At 65.0% G+C, this 20647-nt stretch carries 20 protein-coding genes; 12 read left to right on the top strand and 8 right to left on the bottom strand.

Annotation, left to right across the window (positions count from 1 at the left end; translation table 11 throughout):
* Positions 1–540: 540 nt before the first annotated feature.
* The gene (locus tag QZY01_RS00400) at positions 541–1029 is read right to left on the bottom strand and encodes a hypothetical protein (RefSeq protein ID WP_294531996.1); all 489 of its coding nucleotides are present in this window, start codon (positions 1027–1029) and stop codon (positions 541–543) included.
* A gap of 372 nt (positions 1030–1401) precedes the next feature.
* Positions 1402–2511, bottom strand: a complete 1110-nt coding sequence (aroC, locus tag QZY01_RS00395; RefSeq protein ID WP_294531994.1) for a chorismate synthase — start codon at positions 2509–2511, stop codon at positions 1402–1404.
* Positions 2512–2573: 62 nt separating this feature from the next.
* Between aroC and QZY01_RS00390 the strand changes: the two genes are divergently transcribed.
* Positions 2574–3527, top strand: a complete 954-nt coding sequence (locus QZY01_RS00390) for a DUF1499 domain-containing protein (RefSeq protein ID WP_294531992.1) — start codon at positions 2574–2576, stop codon at positions 3525–3527.
* Here the strand turns inward: QZY01_RS00390 and QZY01_RS00385 are convergent, their stop codons facing one another.
* The 3 genes from QZY01_RS00385 to QZY01_RS00375 all read right to left on the bottom strand — a co-directional run bounded on the left by QZY01_RS00385 (position 3528) and on the right by QZY01_RS00375 (position 6831).
* Positions 3528–4493, bottom strand: a complete 966-nt coding sequence (locus QZY01_RS00385; protein ID WP_294531990.1) for an MBL fold metallo-hydrolase — start codon at positions 4491–4493, stop codon at positions 3528–3530. It abuts the gene before it with no gap.
* A gap of 18 nt (positions 4494–4511) precedes the next feature.
* A complete protein-coding gene (locus QZY01_RS00380) occupies positions 4512–4856 on the bottom strand; it encodes a hypothetical protein (RefSeq protein ID WP_294531987.1) in 345 nt (114 codons plus the stop codon).
* 160 nt (positions 4857–5016) lie between these two features.
* Positions 5017–6831 carry a methylmalonyl-CoA mutase subunit beta gene (locus QZY01_RS00375; protein ID WP_294531984.1) on the bottom strand — a complete coding sequence of 605 codons (1815 nt, stop codon included), beginning with the start codon at positions 6829–6831 and terminating at the stop codon, positions 5017–5019.
* Between the two features lie 193 nt (positions 6832–7024).
* On the opposite strand from QZY01_RS00375, the gene QZY01_RS00370 reads away from it, so the two are divergent.
* The gene (locus QZY01_RS00370) at positions 7025–7177 is read left to right on the top strand and encodes a hypothetical protein (protein WP_294531982.1); all 153 of its coding nucleotides are present in this window, start codon (positions 7025–7027) and stop codon (positions 7175–7177) included.
* A 10-nt stretch (positions 7178–7187) separates the two neighbouring features.
* Here QZY01_RS00370 and QZY01_RS00365 read toward each other — a convergent pair whose 3' ends face one another.
* Complete coding sequence (locus QZY01_RS00365; RefSeq protein ID WP_294531979.1) at positions 7188–7964, bottom strand: LssY C-terminal domain-containing protein; 777 nt, start codon at positions 7962–7964, stop codon at positions 7188–7190.
* 207 nt (positions 7965–8171) lie between these two features.
* On the opposite strand from QZY01_RS00365, the gene QZY01_RS00360 reads away from it, so the two are divergent.
* Complete coding sequence (locus tag QZY01_RS00360) at positions 8172–9431, top strand: alpha/beta hydrolase (protein WP_294531977.1); 1260 nt, start codon at positions 8172–8174, stop codon at positions 9429–9431.
* 105 nt (positions 9432–9536) lie between these two features.
* Here the strand turns inward: QZY01_RS00360 and QZY01_RS00355 are convergent, their stop codons facing one another.
* The gene (locus QZY01_RS00355; protein WP_294531974.1) at positions 9537–11042 is read right to left on the bottom strand and encodes a helicase HerA-like domain-containing protein; all 1506 of its coding nucleotides are present in this window, start codon (positions 11040–11042) and stop codon (positions 9537–9539) included.
* Positions 11043–11167: 125 nt separating this feature from the next.
* Between QZY01_RS00355 and QZY01_RS00350 the strand changes: the two genes are divergently transcribed.
* The 8 genes from QZY01_RS00350 (at position 11168) to QZY01_RS00315 (ending at position 19541) form a co-directional block, all read left to right on the top strand.
* Positions 11168–12523, top strand: a complete 1356-nt coding sequence (locus tag QZY01_RS00350; RefSeq protein ID WP_294531971.1) for an MFS transporter — start codon at positions 11168–11170, stop codon at positions 12521–12523.
* A 10-nt stretch (positions 12524–12533) separates the two neighbouring features.
* On the top strand, positions 12534–13673 hold the full coding sequence (ccmI, locus tag QZY01_RS00345; RefSeq protein WP_294531968.1) for a c-type cytochrome biogenesis protein CcmI: 1140 nt from the start codon (positions 12534–12536) through the stop codon (positions 13671–13673).
* Positions 13673–14137: a cytochrome c maturation protein CcmE gene (gene ccmE / locus QZY01_RS00340; RefSeq protein ID WP_294531965.1), complete on the top strand. Its 465-nt coding sequence runs from the start codon at positions 13673–13675 to the stop codon at positions 14135–14137. The genes ccmI and ccmE overlap by 1 nt, the downstream gene beginning before the upstream one ends.
* On the top strand, positions 14134–16119 hold the full coding sequence (locus QZY01_RS00335) for a heme lyase CcmF/NrfE family subunit (protein ID WP_294531963.1): 1986 nt from the start codon (positions 14134–14136) through the stop codon (positions 16117–16119). The genes ccmE and QZY01_RS00335 overlap by 4 nt, the downstream gene beginning before the upstream one ends.
* A gap of 3 nt (positions 16120–16122) precedes the next feature.
* A complete protein-coding gene (locus QZY01_RS00330) occupies positions 16123–16608 on the top strand; it encodes a cytochrome c-type biogenesis protein (RefSeq protein ID WP_294531960.1) in 486 nt (161 codons plus the stop codon).
* A 44-nt stretch (positions 16609–16652) separates the two neighbouring features.
* Positions 16653–16919 (top strand): type II toxin-antitoxin system Phd/YefM family antitoxin, encoded by a 267-nt coding sequence (locus QZY01_RS00325; RefSeq protein ID WP_294531998.1) that lies wholly within the window; start codon positions 16653–16655, stop codon positions 16917–16919.
* A gap of 276 nt (positions 16920–17195) precedes the next feature.
* Positions 17196–18743 (top strand): Do family serine endopeptidase, encoded by a 1548-nt coding sequence (locus QZY01_RS00320; protein WP_294531957.1) that lies wholly within the window; start codon positions 17196–17198, stop codon positions 18741–18743.
* A 114-nt stretch (positions 18744–18857) separates the two neighbouring features.
* Positions 18858–19541 carry a response regulator transcription factor gene (locus tag QZY01_RS00315; protein WP_294531955.1) on the top strand — a complete coding sequence of 228 codons (684 nt, stop codon included), beginning with the start codon at positions 18858–18860 and terminating at the stop codon, positions 19539–19541.
* Here QZY01_RS00315 and QZY01_RS00310 read toward each other — a convergent pair.
* Positions 19514–19924 carry a helix-turn-helix domain-containing protein gene (locus QZY01_RS00310; protein ID WP_294531952.1) on the bottom strand — a complete coding sequence of 137 codons (411 nt, stop codon included), beginning with the start codon at positions 19922–19924 and terminating at the stop codon, positions 19514–19516. The genes QZY01_RS00315 and QZY01_RS00310 overlap by 28 nt on opposite strands.
* Positions 19925–20042: 118 nt before the next feature.
* On the opposite strand from QZY01_RS00310, the gene QZY01_RS00305 reads away from it, so the two are divergent.
* Positions 20043–20612, top strand: coding sequence for a flavodoxin family protein (locus QZY01_RS00305; protein WP_294531950.1), 570 nt, complete (start codon positions 20043–20045; stop codon positions 20610–20612).
* Positions 20613–20647: the final 35 nt, after the last annotated feature.

Below are 20647 nucleotides of genomic sequence, written 5' to 3'. Positions count from 1 at the left end.
GCGCAACACCAACCCCGCGCATTCATTCATTGGTCGCTGGGCTTCATGTCGTAGATTGGATGATGGGAGCCGGATGAACCGAGAGGTTCACGTCCGGTTCTGCGAGGGGCCGAGGGTGAAACTCCCTCGGCCTACTCACCCTCGACTTCGATAAAATTGAACTTTTCGAGGCCAAAATTGCGAGCCAGGCAGCGGAGGCTCAGCCAACCGCGTCAGGCAGCGTTCTCGACCGGCAACTGCGACGTCTCCGCAGCAGCGGCCGCCGATAGCGCTGTCCGGGTCAGGAACGGGGCTTCTGCGGGCGCACTCGCAATGCAACGACCAGGTCGTACACGATGTAACGACGAGGTCGTAAACGCGAGCTAACGCTCGCTGGAGCAGGTCTCGGCCGGCGGTTCAAGCTTGCGAAGGTCGCAGCGCCGGACACGGCCTGATACGAGCCTGACCGCCATGTGCTCCGCGCTCACCGCTGCCGAGACCGCCGATTGCTCCCTTGCCGACGAACGCCGCCGTCTCAGTCTGAGTCCTTCAACGGCTGATCTAGTCTTTTTTCAGCAGCGGATAACCCGAATAAGACTTGTACTCGCCCGTCTTCGGATCCTTGTCATTCACCAGCAGCGGATAACCCGAATAGGACTTGTACTGGCCCGTCTTCGGATCCTTGTCGTTCACCAGCAGCGGATAACCCGAATAGGATTTGTACTCGCCCGTCTTCGGATCCCTGTCGCGTACGAGCGGCGGCCGCCCCGGTTTGTAATAGGCCATCATTACCTCCTGTTTATCGAAAGGCTGCTTCCAGCCTTGCTGCTCCGCTCCGGCGCGATTTCGGAGGCGACGAAGGTGCGGAAGCTTCGTCGTTCCGGTCGTCGAACACAAAACACCTTCGCCCTTCTGAGCGAAGTTACACGTCATCACCATTGCAAGACCGTCTTGCGGCTTGCCCGTCAACTCGCGACGATTGCGCCAAGCGCGATCACGATGTCGCCGCTTAGGCTTTTCCTGCGATGCGCAGGCCCAATGATTCGACATGGCGCCCACGTCAATTGACAGTTTGCACCAAGAGCAACGGCAAATCGAGCGCCTTGTGTCTCGATTGACTGCGGCATATTGTACATTTGCGACGAACCCGGAGAGAAGTTCACAAGCGCCGGCCGCGAGGTGATCGCCTCGCTGACTGAACGCGCAAGTGAACCCAGGAGACGAACCGAAAAAACCCTGCGAAGCAACCGCGAATCGTAAGGCGATCTGCCGACCCAGGGTCTGTCGGGATTATACGCAAAGCCTGTCACGTCGGATTCTTGCGCATCCTTGCCATTGCCAAGGCTGGGCAGGACGGACCGAAACCCTTCACATTTCCCGCCGTATGCTGGGGGGCGCCTGCCTGATACAGGGTTTCGGCTCCTATCTCTCGAACGGCCATTTCGCGCTGTCGCCCTGCTGGCCGCGATGGCGCAGAAAATGGTCGGCCAGAATACAGGCGACCATGGCTTCGGCGATGGGCGCGGCGCGCACGCCGACGCAGGGGTCGTGGCGCCCCTTGGTGCGCAATTCCGCTTCTTCGCCGAAACGGTTGACCGTGCGGCGCAAGGTGAGGATCGACGAGGTCGGCTTTACCGCGAAACGCGCGACAATCGGCTGGCCGGTGGAAATGCCGCCCAATATGCCGCCGGCGTGATTGGCCAGAAATACCGGCCCGTCATTGCCGGCGCGCATTTCGTCGGCGTTTTCCTCGCCGGTGCGTTCGGCGGCGCCGAAACCGTCGCCGATCTCGACGCCCTTGACGGCGTTGATCGACATCAGCCCTGCGGCCAGATCGGCATCGAGCTTGCCGTAGACCGGAGCGCCCCAGCCCGCCGGCGCGCCTTCCGCCACGACTTCCAGCACCGCGCCGATCGACGAGCCCTGCTTGCGGATGTCGTCGAGATAATCCGCCCATAAAATGGCGGCGGCGGCGTCCGGGCAGAATAGCGCATTGCGCGAAACCTCGTCCCAGTCCCAGCGCGCGCGGTCGATTTTATGGGGCCCCATCTGGATCATCGCGGCGCGGATGGTCACGCCGGGGATGATTTTGCGTGCGATGGCGCCGGCGGCGACGCGCGCCGCCGTTTCGCGCGCCGAGGAGCGGCCGCCTCCGCGATAGTCGCGCAAGCCATATTTGACGTCATAAACGTAATCGGCATGGCCGGGACGATAGGCTTCCTTGATCTCGCCATAGTCCTTCGAGCGCTGGTCGGTATTTTCGATCAGCAGCGCGATCGGCGTTCCCGTCGTCCTTTGCGCGCCGCCCGCGTCGGCCATCACGCCGGACAGGATTTTGACCGCGTCGGGCTCCTGCCGCTGGGTGGTGAAGCGCGACTGGCCGGGACGGCGCAGATCGAGCAAGGCCTGGATTTCCGCTTCTTCGATCGCAATTCCCGCCGGACAGCCATCGACCACGCAGCCGAGCGCCGGACCGTGGCTCTCGCCAAAGGTGGTCACGCGGAAAAGATGTCCGAATGTGTTGTGCGACATGCCGGCCAGGGGTTTTTCATGAAAATCCGCGCCTTCTAACCATGAAAGCCGCAAAAGGCCAAATGCCGGCGCCTGCTGGCCTCGAATTGCGCCTGCTTGCCTCGCGCCGCGTCACGGGCTACCTGATTCACCTCGGCCCGAACATTTCAACTTTGAAACGGCTAATCATGCGGTTGATGGGAAACGCCGAGCGGCGGCTGGCTTTCGACGAGCCGGTGTCGCGGCTGGCGATCGCGGCGAAGGCTCTGGCAAAACTCGCGCTCTCGCTGGCGCTGGTCGCCATCGTCGCCGCCCATGCGCGCGGCGGCCTGGCGCGCTTTTTCGCCGTGCTCACGTTGCGTCCCGGACCTTTGCCCGATCCGGGCCTTGGCCTGTTCCTGCTGCTCGCGGCTTTGGCGGTGGCGGCTTTGGCGCTGGCGCTGGCCTTCGGCGCGGCCGTGTCGATCTGGGCGCGCGGGCGTCGCGGCCTCGAGCGCATTTTCGCCACGCTGGCGCTGCTCGCGCTGTTTCTGCCCTATCCGGCATGGCTGGCCTATTCGGCCGGCGATCCACCCTTTCTCGCCGATATTTCCACCGACCTCGACGATGCGCCGGCGTTTTCCGAATCTCCCGCGGCGCGCGCCGGGCGCGACGGCTGGACGCCTCCGCCGCTTGAACGCGCGCAGCGCGAGGCGCAGGCGGCCGCCTATCCCGAGGTCAGGCCGATGGTGCTCGACATGGAGACCGAGGAAGCCTTCAACGCGGCGCTCGAAGCGGCGGGGCAATTGCGTTGGATCGTTCTGGAGGCGATCCGCCCCGGCGGTCCGGCGCGGCCGGAAGGCCATATCGAGGCGCTGGCCTATTCGCCGGCGCTCAAACTGCCCGTGGCCATCGTCATCCGGGTCCGGCCCGGCAATGGCGAGACCCGCGTCGACATGCGCGCCGTAACCCGCTATCTGCCCAACGATCTGGGCGGCGGCGCGGCGCTGATCGGCAAATTGAGCGATGCGCTCGAAGAAAAAGACGACAGCCAATGATCAGGCGCGGATGAAGATTCCGTCGAGCTGCGGCAAGCCATCGGTCGCGGCGAGCCCCCGCGCGCACAAATCTTCGAGATGGGCGAAACTCGTCAGCCCGGCGGCGTTTTTCAGCCGCGGATCGAGCTTTTCATAAACCTTTGCGACGATCTCCGGCACGGTCGTCGGTCCCTGTGCGAGGGCGGCGAGAATGGAGATTTCGCGGACGCGGCGATGGTGGAGAAGCGCCCGCAAGAAACGCTGCGGCTGCGTCACCGGGCCGCCATGGCCGGGCCAGTAGAGCGCGTGATCGATGCCGCGCAGTTTTTCCAGCGATTGAAGATAAGGCCGCATCGCGCCGTCCGGCGGCGCGACGATGCTCGTCGACCAGCCCATGATGTGGTCGCCGGTGAACAGCGCCTTTTCCTCAGCCAGTTCGAAACAGACATGGTTCATCGTATGGCCGGGCGTCGTCACGGCGCGTATGGTGTAGCCGGGGCCGGCGAATGTTTCGCCGTCGGCGAGCGCGCGGTCCGGGCGATGGTCGAGATCGTTGGCGGCATCGAGCTTGTTGGTCTCGCCGAGCGCGAGGTCGCGGGCGGAAAAATGCGGTGCGCAGCCCCAGATTTCCGCGCCCGTCGCGGCCTGCAGCCGGCGCGCGGCAGGCGAATGGTCGCGATGGGTATGGGTGACGAAAATCCGGGCGATGGTTTCGCCGGGCAGGGCGGCGAGCAGGCTTTCGACATGGCTGTCGATGTCGGGGCCGGGGTCGATCACCGCGACTTCGCCCTCGCCGACGATATAGGCGCAGGTTCCGGTGAAGGTGAAGGGGCCGGGATTGGGCGCGACCAGCCGGCGCACCAGTGGCGACACGCGCTGGAGACGGCCGGGAGGCGCGTCGAAGGCGCGCTCGAAACGCGGCTCCTCGTCGGCGACCGCCTCGGATGCGGCGTTCGACAATCCGTCAGTTCCGAGTGTGTGGTTCATGCGCCAGCGCCCCGACCGTCAATCGATCTTGCGCGCCGCCCATGTGCCGCCGCAATAGTCGGTCTGCGACGACCACGGGCCATGGGCCGAACTGCCCCGGACGTCGCCATGGGCGCGCATGACCCTTTGACCGTTCGAAAAATGCCCGACGAACGTGTTGTTTTCATCCACATAGCCCCAAGGCGTCACGCCGGCGGCGGAAATCGAAACCACGCGGCCCTGCTTGATGGCGACGACCGTCTCGGCGCTGGCGGCGCAAGCGCCGACGGCGGTCTGGAGCTGGACCTGCCAATGGCCGTCATGCGCCTTGCCCGCCGCCAAAGTTGCGACGGGAAAGCCCGACGCCAGAATCAGCCATGCCATTAATCGTCCCGCGCGCAATCAGCAGCCTCCCTCTAACGGCCTCGCCCCGCAGGGGCGCCAGCGTCGCTCATGGCCTGCACGATTTAAAGGCGGTTGCAAAGCGCCATGCCTCCGCTTGCGGCGCTGGACGCGAAGATTTTCTTGCACTGCAACAAAAATCTCACGTGTTCAGGGCGTCGCTCAATTGCGCCAGCAGGTCGCCGCCGAGGAAGATGAAATCGCCGACCCCCGCCTCGCGCAAGGGCGCCTCCAGGTCGCCGGGCCTGCCCGCCAGATAGAGTTTCGCGCCGGCGGCGGCGAGCGCCTTGGCGGCCTCGACCGCCTGTTCGGCATAGACCGCGTCGGAGGAGCAGATCACGGCGAGTTTGGCGCCGCTGGCCTTGAAGGCTTCGACCAGCGCGGTGGAATCGGCGAAACCGTCGTTGCCGAGCGCCTCTACGCCGCCGGCCTCGAAGAAGTTCTTGGCGAAAGTGGCGCGCGCGGTGAAGGCGGCGATGGGGCCGAGATTGGCCAGAAACACTTTCGGCGGCGTGGGCGCCGCTTCGGCGCGATCGCGCAGGGCCTCGAACGGCGCGGACAGGCGGCCCGGCGCCAGAGCCTTGTCGCCCGGCGCGGGCGCGGCCGGCGCCGGGACCAGCACCGCGACCGGCTTGCCGTTGATATCGGGGAATTCGCTGGACCCGGTGAGCGGATCCTTGCGGCGCGCGACATTTTTCGCCCGCTCCGCCGCGACTTTCGCCACTTCCGCCTGAAAGGCGCCGCTCGCCAGCGACTTGACCACACCGCCGGCCTGTTCGGTCTGCTGGAATAAAGCGTAGCCGCGCTCGACCAGCGCGTCGGTCAGGGCCTCGAAACCGCCGGAACCCGCCGCCGGATCGGCGACCTTGCCGAGATTGGATTCTTCGAGCAGCACGGCCTGCGTGTTGCGGGCGATGCGGCGCGCAAAGGCGTCTGGCAGACCGAGCGCCTGGGTGAAGGGCAGCACGGCGATCGAATCGGCGCCGCCGAGGCCGGCGGAAAACACCGCTACCGTCGAGCGCAGCAGGTTGACCCATGGGTCGCGCCGCGTCAGCATCCGCCATGCGGTCTCGCCATGCAGGCGGACCGGTTTCGGGTCGAGGCCGCTGGCGCTCTCGATGCCCGCCCACAGACGCCGCAGGGCGCGGAATTTGGCGAGCGTCAAGAATTCGTCGGCGTCGGCGGCGAGCCGGAACGAGACGAGCTTTCGCGCCGCGTCGAGGTCGATCCCGGCGGCCTCAAACGCGCGCAGATAGGCCACGCCGGCGGCCAGCGCAAAGGCCAGTTCCTGCGCGGCGGAGCCGCCCGCCGCATGGACGACGCGGCCATCGGCGACGACGAGATCGCGGGTGAATCCTTTCGATGAGAGCAGCAAAGCCTGTTGCGCGAGTTTCGGGCCGGCGGCTGCCCAGTCTGGAACCTCGCCCCGCACGATGGCCGGGCCGATCGGATCGAGACCGAAGGACAGGTCGATTTTGGCGGGATCAAGGTTCTTGGCCGCCACGAGGTCGAGCCAGCCCTGAACGAGTGCGTCGGCGTCGACGGGCAGGTCGAACACCAGTTTCAGGCCGGCGTCGAGGTGGATGTCCTTCAGCGCCGGGGCGAGCGCACTGGCGCCGGGGAGGCCGAAGCCATAGGCGCCGACCGAGCCGGCAAAGACGAGATTGAGGCCATTGGCGCCGTTTTCGAGATCGGTCAGCGCAAGGGCGTTGGCGGCCTCCGCGTCGGGATGATCGACGCGGGCGACGACCGCCCATTCCCCGGCGGCGCGGAAGGCGCGCGGCTTGCCGGCGGCGCGCGGGTAGAGCGGCTGGATGTCGAACCCGTCATAGGTCTTGGCGACGAGTTTTTGCAGCGGCGCGCCTTTCAGGGCGACTTCCACGCGCTGGCGCCATTGCTCCTCGGTGGTGGAAGAAAAGACGTCGGCGAAGGGCGCTGCATGCTCGGTTGCCGCCATGGGTCAAATCTCCTGATTGGCTGTCTGCCCCCTTTTTGACATTTTGCGAAGCTTTGCGCCAGACGTCCTTTGTCGAAGTCGGGAGAAGGCGACGCGCATCGCCGGGGCTCGTGGGAAATTCTTTTGCATCGGCGCGATAAACTTTTATGAGTAGGGCGGCGTTCCACAACGATGCCGAAAAGGTCTGGAGCCTATGCTGAAAATCTTTCTCGCCGCGCTTATTGCCTATGGCGCCTCGCTGGCCGCGCCCTCCGTCGTGCTGGCCAATCACCGCCATATCGACCATTCGCCCCGCCATCATCATCCCCATGCGCGGCCGCATCACCGCGAATGGCGCCGCCACTGAGGCGAAAGCCTCAGCGTCCGCCGAGCGCATGAACGATCGCGCTTTGCAAGTCGATATGGGGCGGATTGTCGGGCGGCGCGACCGGTTCGGCGCGCAAAAGGCCATTTTCCGGCACGACGCCGATCAGCGCGTCGCCATCGGTGAAATAACGGTCGCCGCCGCCGTTGCGGCCCCGAAGGGTCGGGCCGACGCCCTGAATCTGGAAAAACGACTCGATCACCCCGGCCTTGCCGAGCGATTTTCCGACGAAATCGCGCTCGGCGTCGAGATCGGCGCCAATATGATGCGTCACCTGCAAGGTCAGATGGCTCAGGCCGACGCTGCGGTCATAGCTCGCCGAGGCCAGCCAGAGCGGGCGGTTCTGGAACAGATTGTCGCCGACGCGCCAGAGCCGGATATGGTGGCGATGGGCGGCGGAAACGCCGTCGGGCAGTTCGAAAGCCAGATCCTCGACGCGCTTGTCGTAAAACAATGGGCTGACCGGCGCCGCCGGATCGGGCCGGCGCAGCGCCACGCTGCCGGCGATCTTGATGCTGGAACGCAGGGTGACCGAATCGGCCAGCGTCCAGCCCGCCGTTTGAAAGGCCCATAAGACCTGCGCCTCGTCGCCGACGAGGCCAAAATTGATCGGGTCGCCGGCGATTCCCTGTTTGGTGCGGGTGACCATTTCAAATCCGGCGAGCATTTTTTGCCGCTCCGCGCGCCGCCAGATGGTCGGCAGCGCCAGATAGGCCAGCACAAACCACACCGCCAGGGCGACGCCGACGTAATAAAGGCTCTCGTCCATGGCATCCTCAGTTGGAAGTTTCCGCCTTGTCCGGGAGGATTTTAGCCGATCCGGCGAGTGGCGCCATCACGGCACGCGAAAATCCCCCCGTCGCATTATCGCCGCCTTTTTCGCGCATGTCGGAAGCGCGGCGGAAGACCATTCATCGTTTAAAACCGACAGCTTAATCCATTGTTAAGTGTTTCGGCGTCGTTTTCGCGTCAGCGAATGAACAGCGAGGAAATGCGTGTGGCGTTCAACAAATGGCGGACCGGCCTATCTCTGCTCGGCCTGTCTCTGCTCCCCGCCCTGTCGGGATGCACTACTTTGGGCATGGCGGCGGCGGGCTCCGATGTCGCTTCTACCGTGACCGATGGCGCGGCGCGCGGCGTCGGCGGGCTATTTGGCGCCCCGTCCGATGCTTCGGCGCTTTCGACGCCGATTTTCGTCGTCTCGACGCGCAAGGGCGGTTCGCATTCGACCGAACTGACGCCCGGCGCGCAGGCGCGGACCTCGCTCGACTTCGTTTCCGTGCCGCCCGGCCACAAGGCCGGGACCATCGAAAAGCCGAATTTCGGCGCGCCGAACGCGGACCGTCATTTCGCTCTGGTCGGCCACAGCCTGCTTGACGACGAGGAGTTTCGCGCCCAGATCGCCGCCCATGTCTCGGGTCGAATCGGCGTCAATCGCGACGTGCTGGTCTATGTCCACGGCTTCAACACCTCGATGGAGGAGGCGCGCAACCGGCTCGCGCAAATTGTGGTGGACGGGGAGTTCGGCGGCGTCCCGGTTTTGTTCACCTGGCCGTCGAAATCGGCGCTGCTCGCCTATGGCGCCGACAAGGAAAGCGCCACCGCCTCGCGCGACGCCTATCTGAAACTGCTCGACGAATTGAGCAGGACGCCCGGCGTCGGACGCGTGCATATTCTCGCCCATTCGATGGGCACCTGGCTGACCATGGAGACTTTGCGCGAGTCGGCGCTCGCCGGTTCTCCCGATCTGCGCGGCAAACTCGGCGACGTCTTGCTGGCCTCGCCCGACATCGACCTGACGGTGTTCAAGGCGCAGCTGGCGAGGCTCGACCCGTCGCATTTCTCGATTTTCGTCTCCAGGGGCGACCGCGCTTTGCAGGTTTCGGCGGGCCTTCAGGGCGACCGCCGCCTCGGCGCCATCGACCCAAGCTCCGAGAAGGACCGCGACATGATCGAAAAGCTCGGGGTCAAGGTTTACGATCTGTCCGATCTTTCTGTCGGGCTGATCGGCCATGACAATTACGCCGACACGCCGCAGGCCCTGCGCCAGATCGGCGCGACGATCAACGCGCCGCGCGCCGCCGAAAGCGGCGAACAGGCGGTGATTGACGCCGGCGCCGACCGCAGCGTCCGCCCGCCGCCCGGCGCGATTACGAGCGAAGCCCTGCCGCCGCCGGATGCGGCGGCGGCGCAAACCGCAGCCGCGCCTGTTGATGCCGCGGCGCCGGTCAGATAGCGATTTCGCAAGGTTCAGGGAGAAGCGGGCGACGCGCAGCGGGTTGAAACGCTTCGCCGTCGGCGGCGTTCGAGCCGAGGCGTCCCCCCGACCGAAAAACCAAGATCACTTCATCCCGCCGGTCACGCCGCGCACGATGGCGCGGGCGATGGCGTTGCCGACCGAGCGCGCGACCGTATTCGTCGCCGACTGGACGACCTTCTGGCCGACCGATTTCTGGCGTCCCCTGGACTGGAACAGGCCTTCCAGCGACGAACCGATCTGCGACAGAAACCCGCCCTCGTCGCTTTGCCCGACCGGCGCGCCGGAGGTTCGGCCCTGCGCCCGCGCCTGTAAAATTTCGAAGGCCGATTCGCGATCCACGGCGAGGTCGTACTTGCCCTTGAACGGGCTCGACGCCTGGACTTGCCGGAGTTCCAGGTCCGTGATCGGGCCGACGCGGGTCGCGGGCGGCGCGATCAGGTCGCGCGTCACCATCGCCGGGGCGCCGCTCTCCTCCATCATCGAAACCAGCGCCTCGCCGACCTTGAGTTTGGTGATGACGTCGGCAGTGTCGAAGGCGGGATTCTGCCGAAAAGTCTCGGCGGCGACATTGACTGCCTTCTGGTCGCGCGGGGTGAAGGCGCGCAAAGCGTGCTGGACGCGATTGCCCAGTTGCCCGAGCACGAGGTCGGGCACGTCGAGCGGACTCTGGGTGACGAAATAGACGCCGACGCCCTTGCTGCGGATCAGCCGCACCACCTGTTCGATGGCGCGCAGCAGGGGTTTGGGCGCGTCGTCGAACAGGAAATGCGCCTCGTCGAAAAAGAACACCAGTTTCGGCCTGTCGAGGTCGCCGACTTCCGGCAGCCGGGCGAAAAGCTCGGACAACAGCCAGAACAGGAAGGTCGCATAGAGATTCGGGCTGCGGATCAGCTTTTCGGCCTTGAGCACATGGATGAAGCCCCGCCCGTCGACGTCCTTGAGCAGCAGATCGTTGATATCGAGCGCCGGCTCGCCGAAGAATTTTTCGGCGCCCTGGTTTTCCAGCACCAGCAGGCGCCGCTGGATCGCGCCGACGCTGGCCGGCGCGACATTGCCATAGCGGGCCTGCAGGCTGGCGGCGTTTTCCGAGACGAAGCCCAGAATGGCGCGCAGATCCTTCATGTCGAGCAGGGCGAGGCCCTGTTCGTCGGCGACGCGGAAGGCGATGTTGAGCACGCCTTCCTGGGTGTCGTTGAGTTCGAGGATTCGCGACAGCAGCAGCGGCCCCATCTCGGCGACGGTGGCGCGCACGGGGTGGCCGTTTTCCCCAAATATGTCCCAGAACACGCAGCGGAACTGGTCGGGCTGATATTTGACGCCGATCTCTTTCGCGCGAGCGACGAAGGGTTTTGCGGCGTCGCCGGGCATGGCGATGCCGGAGAGGTCGCCCTTGATATCGGCGGCGAAAACGCTGACGCCCGCCGCGCAAAATCCTTCGGCGAGCCTTTGCAGCGTCACCGTCTTGCCGGTTCCGGTCGCGCCGGCGACGAGGCCGTGGCGATTGGCGTAGCGCAGCAGCAGGTAATCGTAGTCTTCGCTCTTGCCGACGAGAAGCTTGCCGGGGATATTTTGCGGGTCGTCGGACATGGAGGGAATCGCTCTTTCGGCTTGAATATGGCAAGAATAATGCGTGCGGGTCTTTCTGGCGAGCTTTTCGTCCGGCGAGGTCTTGCGCGCAGGGTCAGCAAGCTTGCCGGAGACTGTTTGGCGCCATGACCGACGCATCTGCCGCGCTTGAGCCGCGCGACGTCAAGCCGAGCCTTCTGGCGCTTGCCGCGCGCTGGCGCATTTTCGCCTATCTGTCGGCGCTCATCGCCATCATCGGCCTCGGCGACCCCAACGAGGGCCTGCTCAACCTGCCGGTCTCCTTTCTGCTCAAGAACAAATTGCAGCTTCCGGCGCATGAAATGGCCGATTTCCGGCTGATCTCGGCGCTGCCTTTCTATTTCGCCGCCGTGTTCGGCTTCATCCGCGACTCCTGGCATCCGTTTGGCATGAGGGATCGCGGCTACATGATCGTGTTCAGCCTGATCGGCTGCGCGCTCAATCTGGTCTTCGCCTTCACCCCGGTCTCGACCGCTTCGCTGCTCGCGGCGCTGTTGAGCCTTTCCATCGCCTTCCTGTTCGTCTCCAGCGCCCAGAATGGCCTGTCCTCGACGCTGGGCCAGCAGCATGCGATGACCGGCCGGGTCAGCGTGGTCTGGTCGATCTTCGGCATGCTGCCGAGCGTGAGCGCCTTCGCGCTGGGCGGCAAATTCAGCGACTGGCTCGAGGACAACGACCCCGATCTGGCGGCGCGGACGATGTTTCTCGCCGGAGCGGCGATGACCGGCCTGATGCTGCTTTACGCCTTGTGGCGGCCCGGCGTGGTTTATGACAATGTCCACCACGAAGACCCGGACATTCATCGTCCCCGCGCCGATCTCGCCCGGCTGGCGAAACATTGGCCGATCTATCCGGCCCTCGTCATCTGGATGCTCTGGAATTTCAATCCCGGCGCCTCGACGCCGCTGCAATATCATCTTCAAAACCAGCTGCATGGCACGGACGGCGACTGGGGCGTGTGGAACGCCCTCTACTGGGGCTGCTATATTCCGACCTTCCTGCTCTATGGGCTGCTCTGCCGCCGCTTCGCGCTCGGCAAGCTTTTGTTCTGGGGCACGGTCGTCGCCGTGCCGCAATTCGCGCCCCTGCTGTTCGTGCACTCGGTCAATGACGCGATGATCGCGGCGGTTCCGATCGGGCTCATGGGCGGCATGGCCAACGCCGCCTATCTCGACCTCCTGATCCGCTCCTGTCCGCCGGGATTGCAGGGCACGGTGCTGATGATGTCCACCGCGCTCTATTATCTGGCGACGCGCGTCGGCGACGTCTGGGGTACGAGGCTTTACGAGAATTTCGGGGGCTTTGAAGTCTGCGTGGCGATGACCATGCTGGTCTATGCCGCCATCCTGCCGATCCTGTGGCTGATCCCGAAAGCCTTGACCGCGACCATGGACGGCGAGGTCGCCGAGGCAAAAACTTCGGGCGGCGAGTCGGCGCTTTCATTGACCTGCAGAAAAAGCTAATGCTCGCCGCATGATCTGGTTTGTCCTGGCCCTCCTGACCGGCGTCGCGGTCCTATCCCTGCTCTGGCCCTTGTCCCGCCCCGCGCCCCAACCGCGCCAGGACGCGGCCGACGTCGCGTTTTATCGCGCCCAGATCGCCGAGATCGACGCCGAATTGCTGCGCGGCGCGATCGACAAGGAGCAGGCCGAAGCCGCCAAGGCGCTCGCCGCGCGCAGGCTGCTGGCGGCGGCGCCCGAAGAAAACGTCGTCGTCGTCGAATCGACGCGGACCAAACGAATCGCCGCGGTTCTCGCCATTGTCGTCATTCCCGCCGTGGCGCTCGGCCTCTATGGCCGGATTGGGCGTCCCGACCTGCCGGACCTGCCGCGCGACGCGCGGCGCGCTACCGAGGCCGGCATGGATATCGGCGCCGCCGTCGCCAAAATCGAGGCGCATCTGGCGGGCCATCCCGAAGATGGCCGCGCCTATGAACTGGTCGCCCCGGTCTATCTGCGGATGGGACGGTTCGACGACGCCGTGTCGGCACGGGAAAGGGCGATCGCGCTTCTGGGCGATACGCCCGAGCGACGGGTGCGCTATGCCGAGGCTCTGGCCTTTGCCGCCGATGGCGTGGTTACGCCGGAGGCCGAGGAGCAGATTCGTCGCGCCCTGGAAATTGATCCGAAATACTTGGAGGCGCGTTACTTTCTGGGGTTGGCCGCCGCGCAGCGCGAGGACGTCGAGGCCGCGCGAAAAATCTGGAGCGATATGATTTCCGAGCTTCCGGCCGATTCTCCGGCCGCAAAGGCCATTGCCGAAAAGCTCGCCCTGCTCGACTCGCCGGGACAGCGCGGGCCGATGGCGCCGGGCGCGGAAAGCCCAGGCGGGGTTTCGGCGCCCTCGGCCGCCGCCGCGGCGGCGGTCGCCGCTCAACCCCGGGACGAACAGCAGAAAACCATTCGCGCCATGGTCGAGCGGCTGGCGCAACGCCTCGCGGCGCAGGGCGGCGGCGCGGAGGAATGGATGCGCCTCATTCGCGCCTATAAAGTGTTGAATGAACCGGACAAGGCGCAGACCGCCCTGGCCGATGCGCAAACGGCATTGAAAGGCGACGCGGCGTCGCAGGCGAAGCTCGGGCTTTTGGCGCAGGAACTGGGGTTGAAGCAATAATGACGCGCAAGCAGAAAAGGCTGACCCTTATCTTTTCGGCGCTCGGCCTGCTCGGCGCAGCGGTCGGCATCGTGCTGTTCGCGTTGCGCGACAATGTGGTGTTTTTCTACGGCCCGACCGAAATGACGGAAAAGCAGGTCGGCCCCGGCCAGCGCCTGCGCATCGGCGGCCTCGTCAAGCCCGGGACGCTGGTGCATCTCGAAGGCAAGCGCATTACTTTCTCGGTCACCGACGGTCGCAACGAGGTTCCGGTCTCCTATACCGGCCTGCTGCCGGACCTGTTCAAGGAAGGGCAGGGCGTGGTGGCCGAAGGCGCGCTCGACAAGGCGCATGTGTTCAGGGCCGACTCCGTCCTCGCCAAGCACGACGAGCGCTATATGCCGCGCGAAGTCGCCGACGCCTTGAAAAAACAGGGCGTCTGGCAGGAGGAGGGCGGCAAGGCCGGTTCGGGAGCCAACAAATGATCGATGAGGTCGGACATTACGCGCTGGTGCTGGCGCTGGCGCTCGCCGTCATGCAGATGATCCTGCCGTTCTGGGGGGCGCGGGCGCGCGACGCCCGGCTGATGGCGCTGGCGCGGCCGGCGGCGCTGGCGCAATTCGCCTTTGTCGCGCTGTCCTATGCGGCGCTGACCTATGCCCATGTGGTCTCGGATTTCTCGCTCGCCAATGTGGTGGAGAATTCCCATTCGACCAAGCCCTTGATCTACAAGATCTCCGGAGTCTGGGGCAATCACGAAGGCTCGATGATGCTGTGGGCGCTGATCCTGACGCTGAGCGGCGCCGCGATGGCGGCGTTCTCGCGCGCCATTCCGCCGCGTCTGCTCGCCGACGCGTTGTCGGTGCAGGGCTGCCTCGGCGTCGCCTTCCTGCTGTTCATCCTGTTGACCTCGAATCCTTTCGCGCGGCTATCTCCGGCGCCGATGGAAGGTAATGATCTCAATCCGATCCTGCAGGACCCCGGCCTCGCGATTCATCCGCCCTTGCTCTATCTCGGCTATGTCGGCTTTTCCATCGTGTTTTCGCTGGCCGCCGGGGCGCTGATCGGCGGGCGCATCGACGCCGCCTTCGCGCGGTTCATCCGCCCGTGGACGCTTGCCGCCTGGTGCTTTTTGACGCTCGGCATCGCGATGGGCTCCTATTGGGCCTATTACACGCTCGGCTGGGGCGGGTTCTGGTTCTGGGACCCGGTCGAAAACGCCTCGCTTTTGCCCTGGCTCTCGGGCACGGCTTTGCTTCATTGCGCCGCCGTGATGGAAAAGCGCGACGCGCTCAAAATCTGGACGATCTTTCTCGCCATCCTGACCTTTTCGCTGTCGTTGCTCGGCACGTTTCTGGTGCGCTCGGGCGTGTTGACCTCGGTGCACTCTTTCGCCAGCGATCCGCAGCGCGGCCTGTTCATTCTCGGCATTCTGGTGCTGTTCATCGGCGGTTCGCTGTTCCTGTTCATGCTGCGCGCCCCAACCCTGTCGCAGGGCGGGTTGTTCGCGCCGATTTCGCGGGAAGGCGCGCTGGTGGTCAATAATCTGCTGCTTACCGCCTCCTGCGCCGCCGTCTTCGTCGGCACGCTTTATCCGCTGGCGCTGGAGGCCTGGAACGGTGACAAGATTTCGGTCGGCGCGCCATTCTTCAACCTGACCTTCGGGCCGCTGTTCGCGCCGCTGGCGCTGCTGATGCCGATCGGGCAGAATCTCGCGTGGAAACGAGGCGATCTCCTTGCCGCGCTGCAAAGGCTGTGGTTCGCCGCAGCCTGCGGCCTTGCCGCCATGCTGGCGTTTTATGCCGCGCAGGGCGCGCCGGTCACGGCATATGTGGGCGCCGGCGTGGCGATCTATTTGATCGTGGGCGCCTTCGTCGAAATTTTCAACCGCATTTTCCCCGCCGGGCTGCGCGCGTCGAAAAACGTGGCTTCCCGCGCAAGCGGCCTGCCTTTGTCGGCCTGGGGCACGGCGATCGCCCATGCCGGGCTTGGCGTCACCCTGCTCGGTCTGGCGGCGAGCGGCTGGGGCGCGGAAAAGATCGTGTCGATGAAAACCGGCGAGGCTTATGACGTCGGTCCCTATCAATTGTCGGTCGTCGCGATGACGGCGGCGCCGGGGCCGAACTACAGGGAGGCGATCGCCCATATGAGCGTCAGCCGCAACGGCGCCGTCGTCGCCATGATCGAGCCGTCGAAACGCTTTTTCACCACCCGCCGAATGGGCGTGTCGCAGGCGGGCATCGTCACGCTCAATTTCGGCCAGATCTATGTCAGCATCGCCGAGCAGAACGACAATGGCGCGGTGGACGCAAGGCTTTACTGGAAGCCGCTGGTGTCGCTGATCTGGCTCGGCGCGCTGGCGATGGCGTTTGGCGGCGGCCTGTCGCTCGCCGACCGCCGGTTGCGGGTGGGCGTCGCGCGGCGCGCCGCCAGAATTTCGGGCGCCTCGGCGCCGGCGGCGGGCTGAGCCATGGGTTTGAGAGCCTTTTTTCTGCTCGTCCTGCTCGTTTTGGCGCCCGGCGCCCTGGCGCCGGCATTCGCGGTGCAACCGGACGAAATTTTGGCCGACTCGCAGCTCGAACAAAGGGCGCGGAACATTTCCGCCGGGCTGCGCTGCCTCGTCTGCCAGAACCAGTCGATCGACGATTCCGACGCGACGCTCGCCAAGGACCTGCGGGTGCTGGTGCGCGAACATTTGCAGGCCGGCGACAGCGACGAACAGATTCGCAAATATCTGGTCGCACGCTATGGCAATTTCATCCTGCTCAAGCCGCCCTTCGCCTGGGATACGGCTCTGCTGTGGCTTTCACCTTTCGTGCTGCTGGCGCTCGGCGGCGCCGCCATCCTGAGCCACAGCCGCAGAAAACGTTCCGAAAAACCCGCCGCGCCGCTGTCGGCGGATGAAAGCGAGAAGCTCAAATCGCTGCTGGGCGCTTCTGGCGGCGACGGGCATTAGCCATGCCGGCATGGACATGGCTCAGAAACCGCCTTGTATGACCCCTGCAGTCATATCAGGATCGGCTCACGCATGAAATCCAGCTTGAAGACGCCAAGGCGACGCTTTCTTCCCTCCTGGACGACGCCCTGCGCGGCGAAGAATTCGCCAATACGCGCCACGGCTGCAAGCAGGCGGTTGTTATTTCGTGGGAAACATGGCGTCGGCTATCGAACGTGCCGAGCTTCGGCCAACTTCTTGCGGCGGCGCCACTCGACGACGCCGAACTGCCCGCCCGCGACCCGACCCCGTTGGGTGAGTATGGTCCTTGATCCATTCGTGCCGCCGCCGGAATAGTCTTGCGGGAAAACGCGCGTTCCGCTTCGGCGCCGCCCCCAAAATTACCAAATATTCATGGCGCAGAAACAGAGGCGTAAGTCGCTTCCCGCCATATTGCTCAACGAAGCGACTGCAGAATCGGTTTCCAGCGAAGCGACGCCCCGCGCCGAGTGACGAAAACTTTCCTGCAAAAAGCCCGAACCGTGGTCCTGCCGGATCGTGGTTCGGGCCGTCGCCGCAGATTTCGAATTGTTGCCATGGAGCCCCAGATGCTGAATTGGTCCCCGCGCCAAACCCGCCGTGAACTTTCTCCCTTCCGCGAAAGGCGCCCGTCTCCCATCCGTGTGTTGATGCTCGGCGCCGTCGGCGCCGCGGCGCTGGCCGGCGCCGCCGCCAGCCTTGCTCTGGCGCCGGCCCATGCCGAAGCGCCGGTGACTCAAGGGACGGCTTTCGCCAGCCCGCCGTCGTTCGCCGACATGGTCGATCACGTCAAGGGCGCGGTCGTCGCCGTCAAGGTCAATGTGACCGAAAAAGCCGACGCCGACGGTCCAGGCGAAGGCCTGCCTCCCGGCGCGCCGCAGCTGTCCCCCGACGATCCGCTGTTTCGCTTCTTCAAGCGCTTCGGCGGCCCCAATGGCGCCCCCGGTCCTCAGCATCCCCACAAGGGCCAGGCGCTCGGCTCCGGCTTCATCATTTCGAGCGACGGCTATGTCGTCACCAACAACCATGTCGTGGACGGCGCCACCGAAGTCACGGTGACGATCGACGGCGGCAAGTCGGTTGCGGCGAAAATCATCGGCGTCGACAAGAAGACCGATCTGGCGCTGCTCAAGATCGCCGAAGGCGGTCCTTATCCTTACGTGCAGTTTTCCGACAACATGCCGCGCGTCGGCGACTGGGTGATCGCGGTCGGCAATCCGTTCGGCCTCGGCGGCACGGTGACGGCGGGCATCGTTTCGGCGCGCGGCCGCGACATCGGCTCCGGCCCCTATGACGACTTCCTGCAGATCGATGCGGCGGTCAATCGCGGCAATTCCGGCGGCCCGACTTTCAACGCCAAGGGCGATGTGGTCGGCGTCAACACCGCGATCTATTCGCCTTCCGGCGGCAGCGTCGGCATCGGCTTCGCCATTCCGTCGGAAGTGGCCAAGGATGTCGTCGAGGCGCTCAAGACCAAGGGCACGGTGACGCGCGGCTATATCGGCGTGCAGATCCAGCCGGTGACGCAGGAAATCGCCGAAAGCCTCGGCCTGAAATCGACCAATGGCGCGCTGGTGGCGCAGGCCCAGCCCAATACGCCGGCGGCGAGCGCGGGCATTGCGGCGGGCGACGTCATCACCGGAGTCAATGGCGAGAAGATCGAAGGCCCGCGGGAATTGTCGCGCAAGATCGCGGCGCTCGGCCCCGACGCCAAGGTGAACCTGACCTATATTCACAATGGCGCCGACAAGACCGCCAGCCTCAAACTCGGTCAATTGCCGCCCGACAAGGTAGCCAAGGCCGAAGCGACCCCGGAAAAGGCCGCCAAGACCGCTCTGGCCGGCTTCGGCCTCAGCCTGTCGCCGGCGAGCCAGGTGGCCGGCGCCGGCAAGGAGGGCGCGGTGGTGACCGAACTCGATCCCGAAGGCGCGGCCGCGCAGAAGGGTCTGCGTCCCGGCGACGTCATCCTCGACGCCGGCGGCAAGCCGGTGACCGGGCCGGACGATGTCGTCAAGGCGCTCGATGTCGCCAAGAAGGAAGGCCGTCACGCGGTGCTCTTGCGTGTGAAGTCCGGCGACAACACCCACTTTCTGGCTATCTCCTCCGATCCGTCGTGAGGGGGTCGGCGCAAATTATTGCGCCGTGACTGGCGGCAGACCGGGACACCCCCCCCGGTCTGCCGTTCTTTTTTGAGCTTTCGCAATCCGATGGCTCTGCGCTAAAATGAAAGCATGCGCATTCTCATCATCGAAGACGATTCGCAGGCCAGCGCCTATCTTGTCAAAGCGTTCCGCGAGGCGGGCCATGTCGCCGATTCCGCCGCCGACGGTCTGTCCGGCTACGCCCTTGCCGAGGGCGGAGGCTATGATGTGCTGATCGTCGACCGGATGCTGCCCAAGCTCGACGGCCTGTCGCTGATCGGCGGCTTGCGGGCGCAGAAGATCGAGACGCCGGTGCTGATCCTCTCGGCTCTCGGCCAGGTGGACGACCGCGTCAAGGGGCTGCGCGCGGGCGGCGACGATTACCTGCCCAAACCCTATTCCTTCGCCGAACTGCTCGCCCGCGTCGAAATTCTGGCGCGGCGCCGGCCCGGCGGCCTGGGCGAGGAGGCCTTTTACCGCGTCGCCGATCTGGAGCTGGACCGCCTCAAACACAAGGTGTTTCGCGCCGGCAAGGAAATCGTGCTGCAACCGCGTGAATTCCGCCTGCTTGAATATCTGATGCGCCACGCCGGGCAGGTGGTGACGCGCACCATGCTGCTCGAAAATGTCTGGGATTATCATTTCGATCCGCAGACCAATGTCATCGACGTCCATGTGTCGCGGCTGCGCGGCAAGATCGACAAGGGCCACGACGTCCCGTTGCTGCAAACCGTGCGCGGCGCCGGCTATTCGCTGCGTGAAGGCGCGGCGTGAGCCTCGTCGCTGGCGGGCGATTCGGCGCTGGCCGAAGGGGCCGAAACCCCGTCGGAATCTTCCTCCGCCCAGCGTTGCGCCGTGGCGCCGAGGGCGTCGAGAATTTCCTTCAACTCCTCGCCGCGCGCGGTCAGGCCGTAAAACACCTGCGGCGGAATGGTTGGGCGCTGGTTTCGGAAAATAAGCCGGTCAGCTTCCAGCCGCCGCAACCGCTCGGTCAGGACCTTTGGCGAAATGCCAGGCATGTGGGCGCGCAATTCGCCAAAGCGCAGCGCGCGGTTCTGGCGCAACAGCCAGAGGATGTAGGTGGTCCAGGGACCGGCGATCTTGTTGAGCAGGCGGTCCACCGGACATTCGTCATGGCTGTTTCGGCCTTCGCCCATCGCCGGTCTCCGTTGTCTATTTCTTAGTTTCTTTTAGGTAACTACTTTCAAAAAGAAATCAAGCGGACTATGTCTTGATCGTCGCCGCGTCGGGCGGCGCGATAACAGGATTTCACCCATGACCAAGATCGCCATTGTTTATTATTCCGGCTATGGCCACACCGCCAAACAGGCGGAAGCCGTCCACGCCGGCGCCGCCTCGGTCGCCGAGGCCAAGCTCTACCGCATCGACGCCAACGGCGACCTGCCCGAGGCCGACTTCGCGGCGCTGGCCGACGCCGACGCCATCATTTACGGCAGCCCCACCTATATGGGCGGTCCGGCCTGGCAGTTCAAAAAATTCGCCGACGCCTCGTCAAAACCCTGGTTCGGCCAGGCGTGGAAGGACAAGGTCGGCGCGGGCTTTACCAATTCGGCCTCGACCAATGGCGACAAGGGCTCGACCATCGCCTATTTCATCACTCTGGCGATGCAGCACAGCCAGATCTGGGTCGGCACCGGCGTCATGCCGAGCAACGCCAAGGCGCATGGCCCGAATGACGTCAACTGGACGGCGGGCTTTGGCGGCGCGCTGGCGATTTCGCCTTCCGACGCCTCGCCCGACGAAGCGCCGCGCAAGGGCGATCTCGAAACCGCCCGACTGCTCGGCGTGCGCGTGGCGGAAGTGACGAAGAAGCTGAGGGGCTAAACGCACTAGAGTCGATTGCGATTCGGTTGAATCGC

Origin of the sequence: uncultured Rhodoblastus sp. (assembly GCF_903903185.1) — a bacterium.
In the GTDB taxonomy this organism is placed as follows: domain Bacteria; phylum Pseudomonadota; class Alphaproteobacteria; order Rhizobiales; family Beijerinckiaceae; genus Rhodoblastus.
Note: the sequence above shows the minus strand (reverse complement) of the source record. Positions and strands in the feature narration are given on the sequence as shown.

What these genes read in the sequence shown, in the direction of transcription:
- QZY01_RS00350 (WP_294531971.1), top strand. Translation starts at nt 11,168, where the DNA reads ATGACCGACGCATCTGCCGCGCTTGAGCCGCGCGACGTCAAGCCGAGC.
- QZY01_RS00310 (WP_294531952.1), bottom strand. Translation starts at nt 19,924, where the DNA reads ATGGGCGAAGGCCGAAACAGCCATGACGAATGTCCGGTGGACCGCCTG.
- QZY01_RS00400 (WP_294531996.1), bottom strand. Translation starts at nt 1,029, where the DNA reads ATGTCGAATCATTGGGCCTGCGCATCGCAGGAAAAGCCTAAGCGGCGA.
- QZY01_RS00385 (WP_294531990.1), bottom strand. Translation starts at nt 4,493, where the DNA reads ATGAACCACACACTCGGAACTGACGGATTGTCGAACGCCGCATCCGAG.
- QZY01_RS00390 (WP_294531992.1), top strand. Translation starts at nt 2,574, where the DNA reads ATGCCGGCGCCTGCTGGCCTCGAATTGCGCCTGCTTGCCTCGCGCCGC.
- QZY01_RS00320 (WP_294531957.1), top strand. Translation starts at nt 17,196, where the DNA reads ATGCTGAATTGGTCCCCGCGCCAAACCCGCCGTGAACTTTCTCCCTTC.
- QZY01_RS00380 (WP_294531987.1), bottom strand. Translation starts at nt 4,856, where the DNA reads ATGGCATGGCTGATTCTGGCGTCGGGCTTTCCCGTCGCAACTTTGGCG.
- QZY01_RS00315 (WP_294531955.1), top strand. Translation starts at nt 18,858, where the DNA reads ATGCGCATTCTCATCATCGAAGACGATTCGCAGGCCAGCGCCTATCTT.
- QZY01_RS00360 (WP_294531977.1), top strand. Translation starts at nt 8,172, where the DNA reads ATGAACAGCGAGGAAATGCGTGTGGCGTTCAACAAATGGCGGACCGGC.
- QZY01_RS00305 (WP_294531950.1), top strand. Translation starts at nt 20,043, where the DNA reads ATGACCAAGATCGCCATTGTTTATTATTCCGGCTATGGCCACACCGCC.
- QZY01_RS00365 (WP_294531979.1), bottom strand. Translation starts at nt 7,964, where the DNA reads ATGGACGAGAGCCTTTATTACGTCGGCGTCGCCCTGGCGGTGTGGTTT.
- ccmI (WP_294531968.1), top strand. Translation starts at nt 12,534, where the DNA reads ATGATCTGGTTTGTCCTGGCCCTCCTGACCGGCGTCGCGGTCCTATCC.
- ccmE (WP_294531965.1), top strand. Translation starts at nt 13,673, where the DNA reads ATGACGCGCAAGCAGAAAAGGCTGACCCTTATCTTTTCGGCGCTCGGC.
- QZY01_RS00370 (WP_294531982.1), top strand. Translation starts at nt 7,025, where the DNA reads ATGCTGAAAATCTTTCTCGCCGCGCTTATTGCCTATGGCGCCTCGCTG.
- QZY01_RS00355 (WP_294531974.1), bottom strand. Translation starts at nt 11,042, where the DNA reads ATGTCCGACGACCCGCAAAATATCCCCGGCAAGCTTCTCGTCGGCAAG.
- QZY01_RS00330 (WP_294531960.1), top strand. Translation starts at nt 16,123, where the DNA reads ATGGGTTTGAGAGCCTTTTTTCTGCTCGTCCTGCTCGTTTTGGCGCCC.
- QZY01_RS00375 (WP_294531984.1), bottom strand. Translation starts at nt 6,831, where the DNA reads ATGGCGGCAACCGAGCATGCAGCGCCCTTCGCCGACGTCTTTTCTTCC.
- QZY01_RS00335 (WP_294531963.1), top strand. Translation starts at nt 14,134, where the DNA reads ATGATCGATGAGGTCGGACATTACGCGCTGGTGCTGGCGCTGGCGCTC.
- aroC (WP_294531994.1), bottom strand. Translation starts at nt 2,511, where the DNA reads ATGTCGCACAACACATTCGGACATCTTTTCCGCGTGACCACCTTTGGC.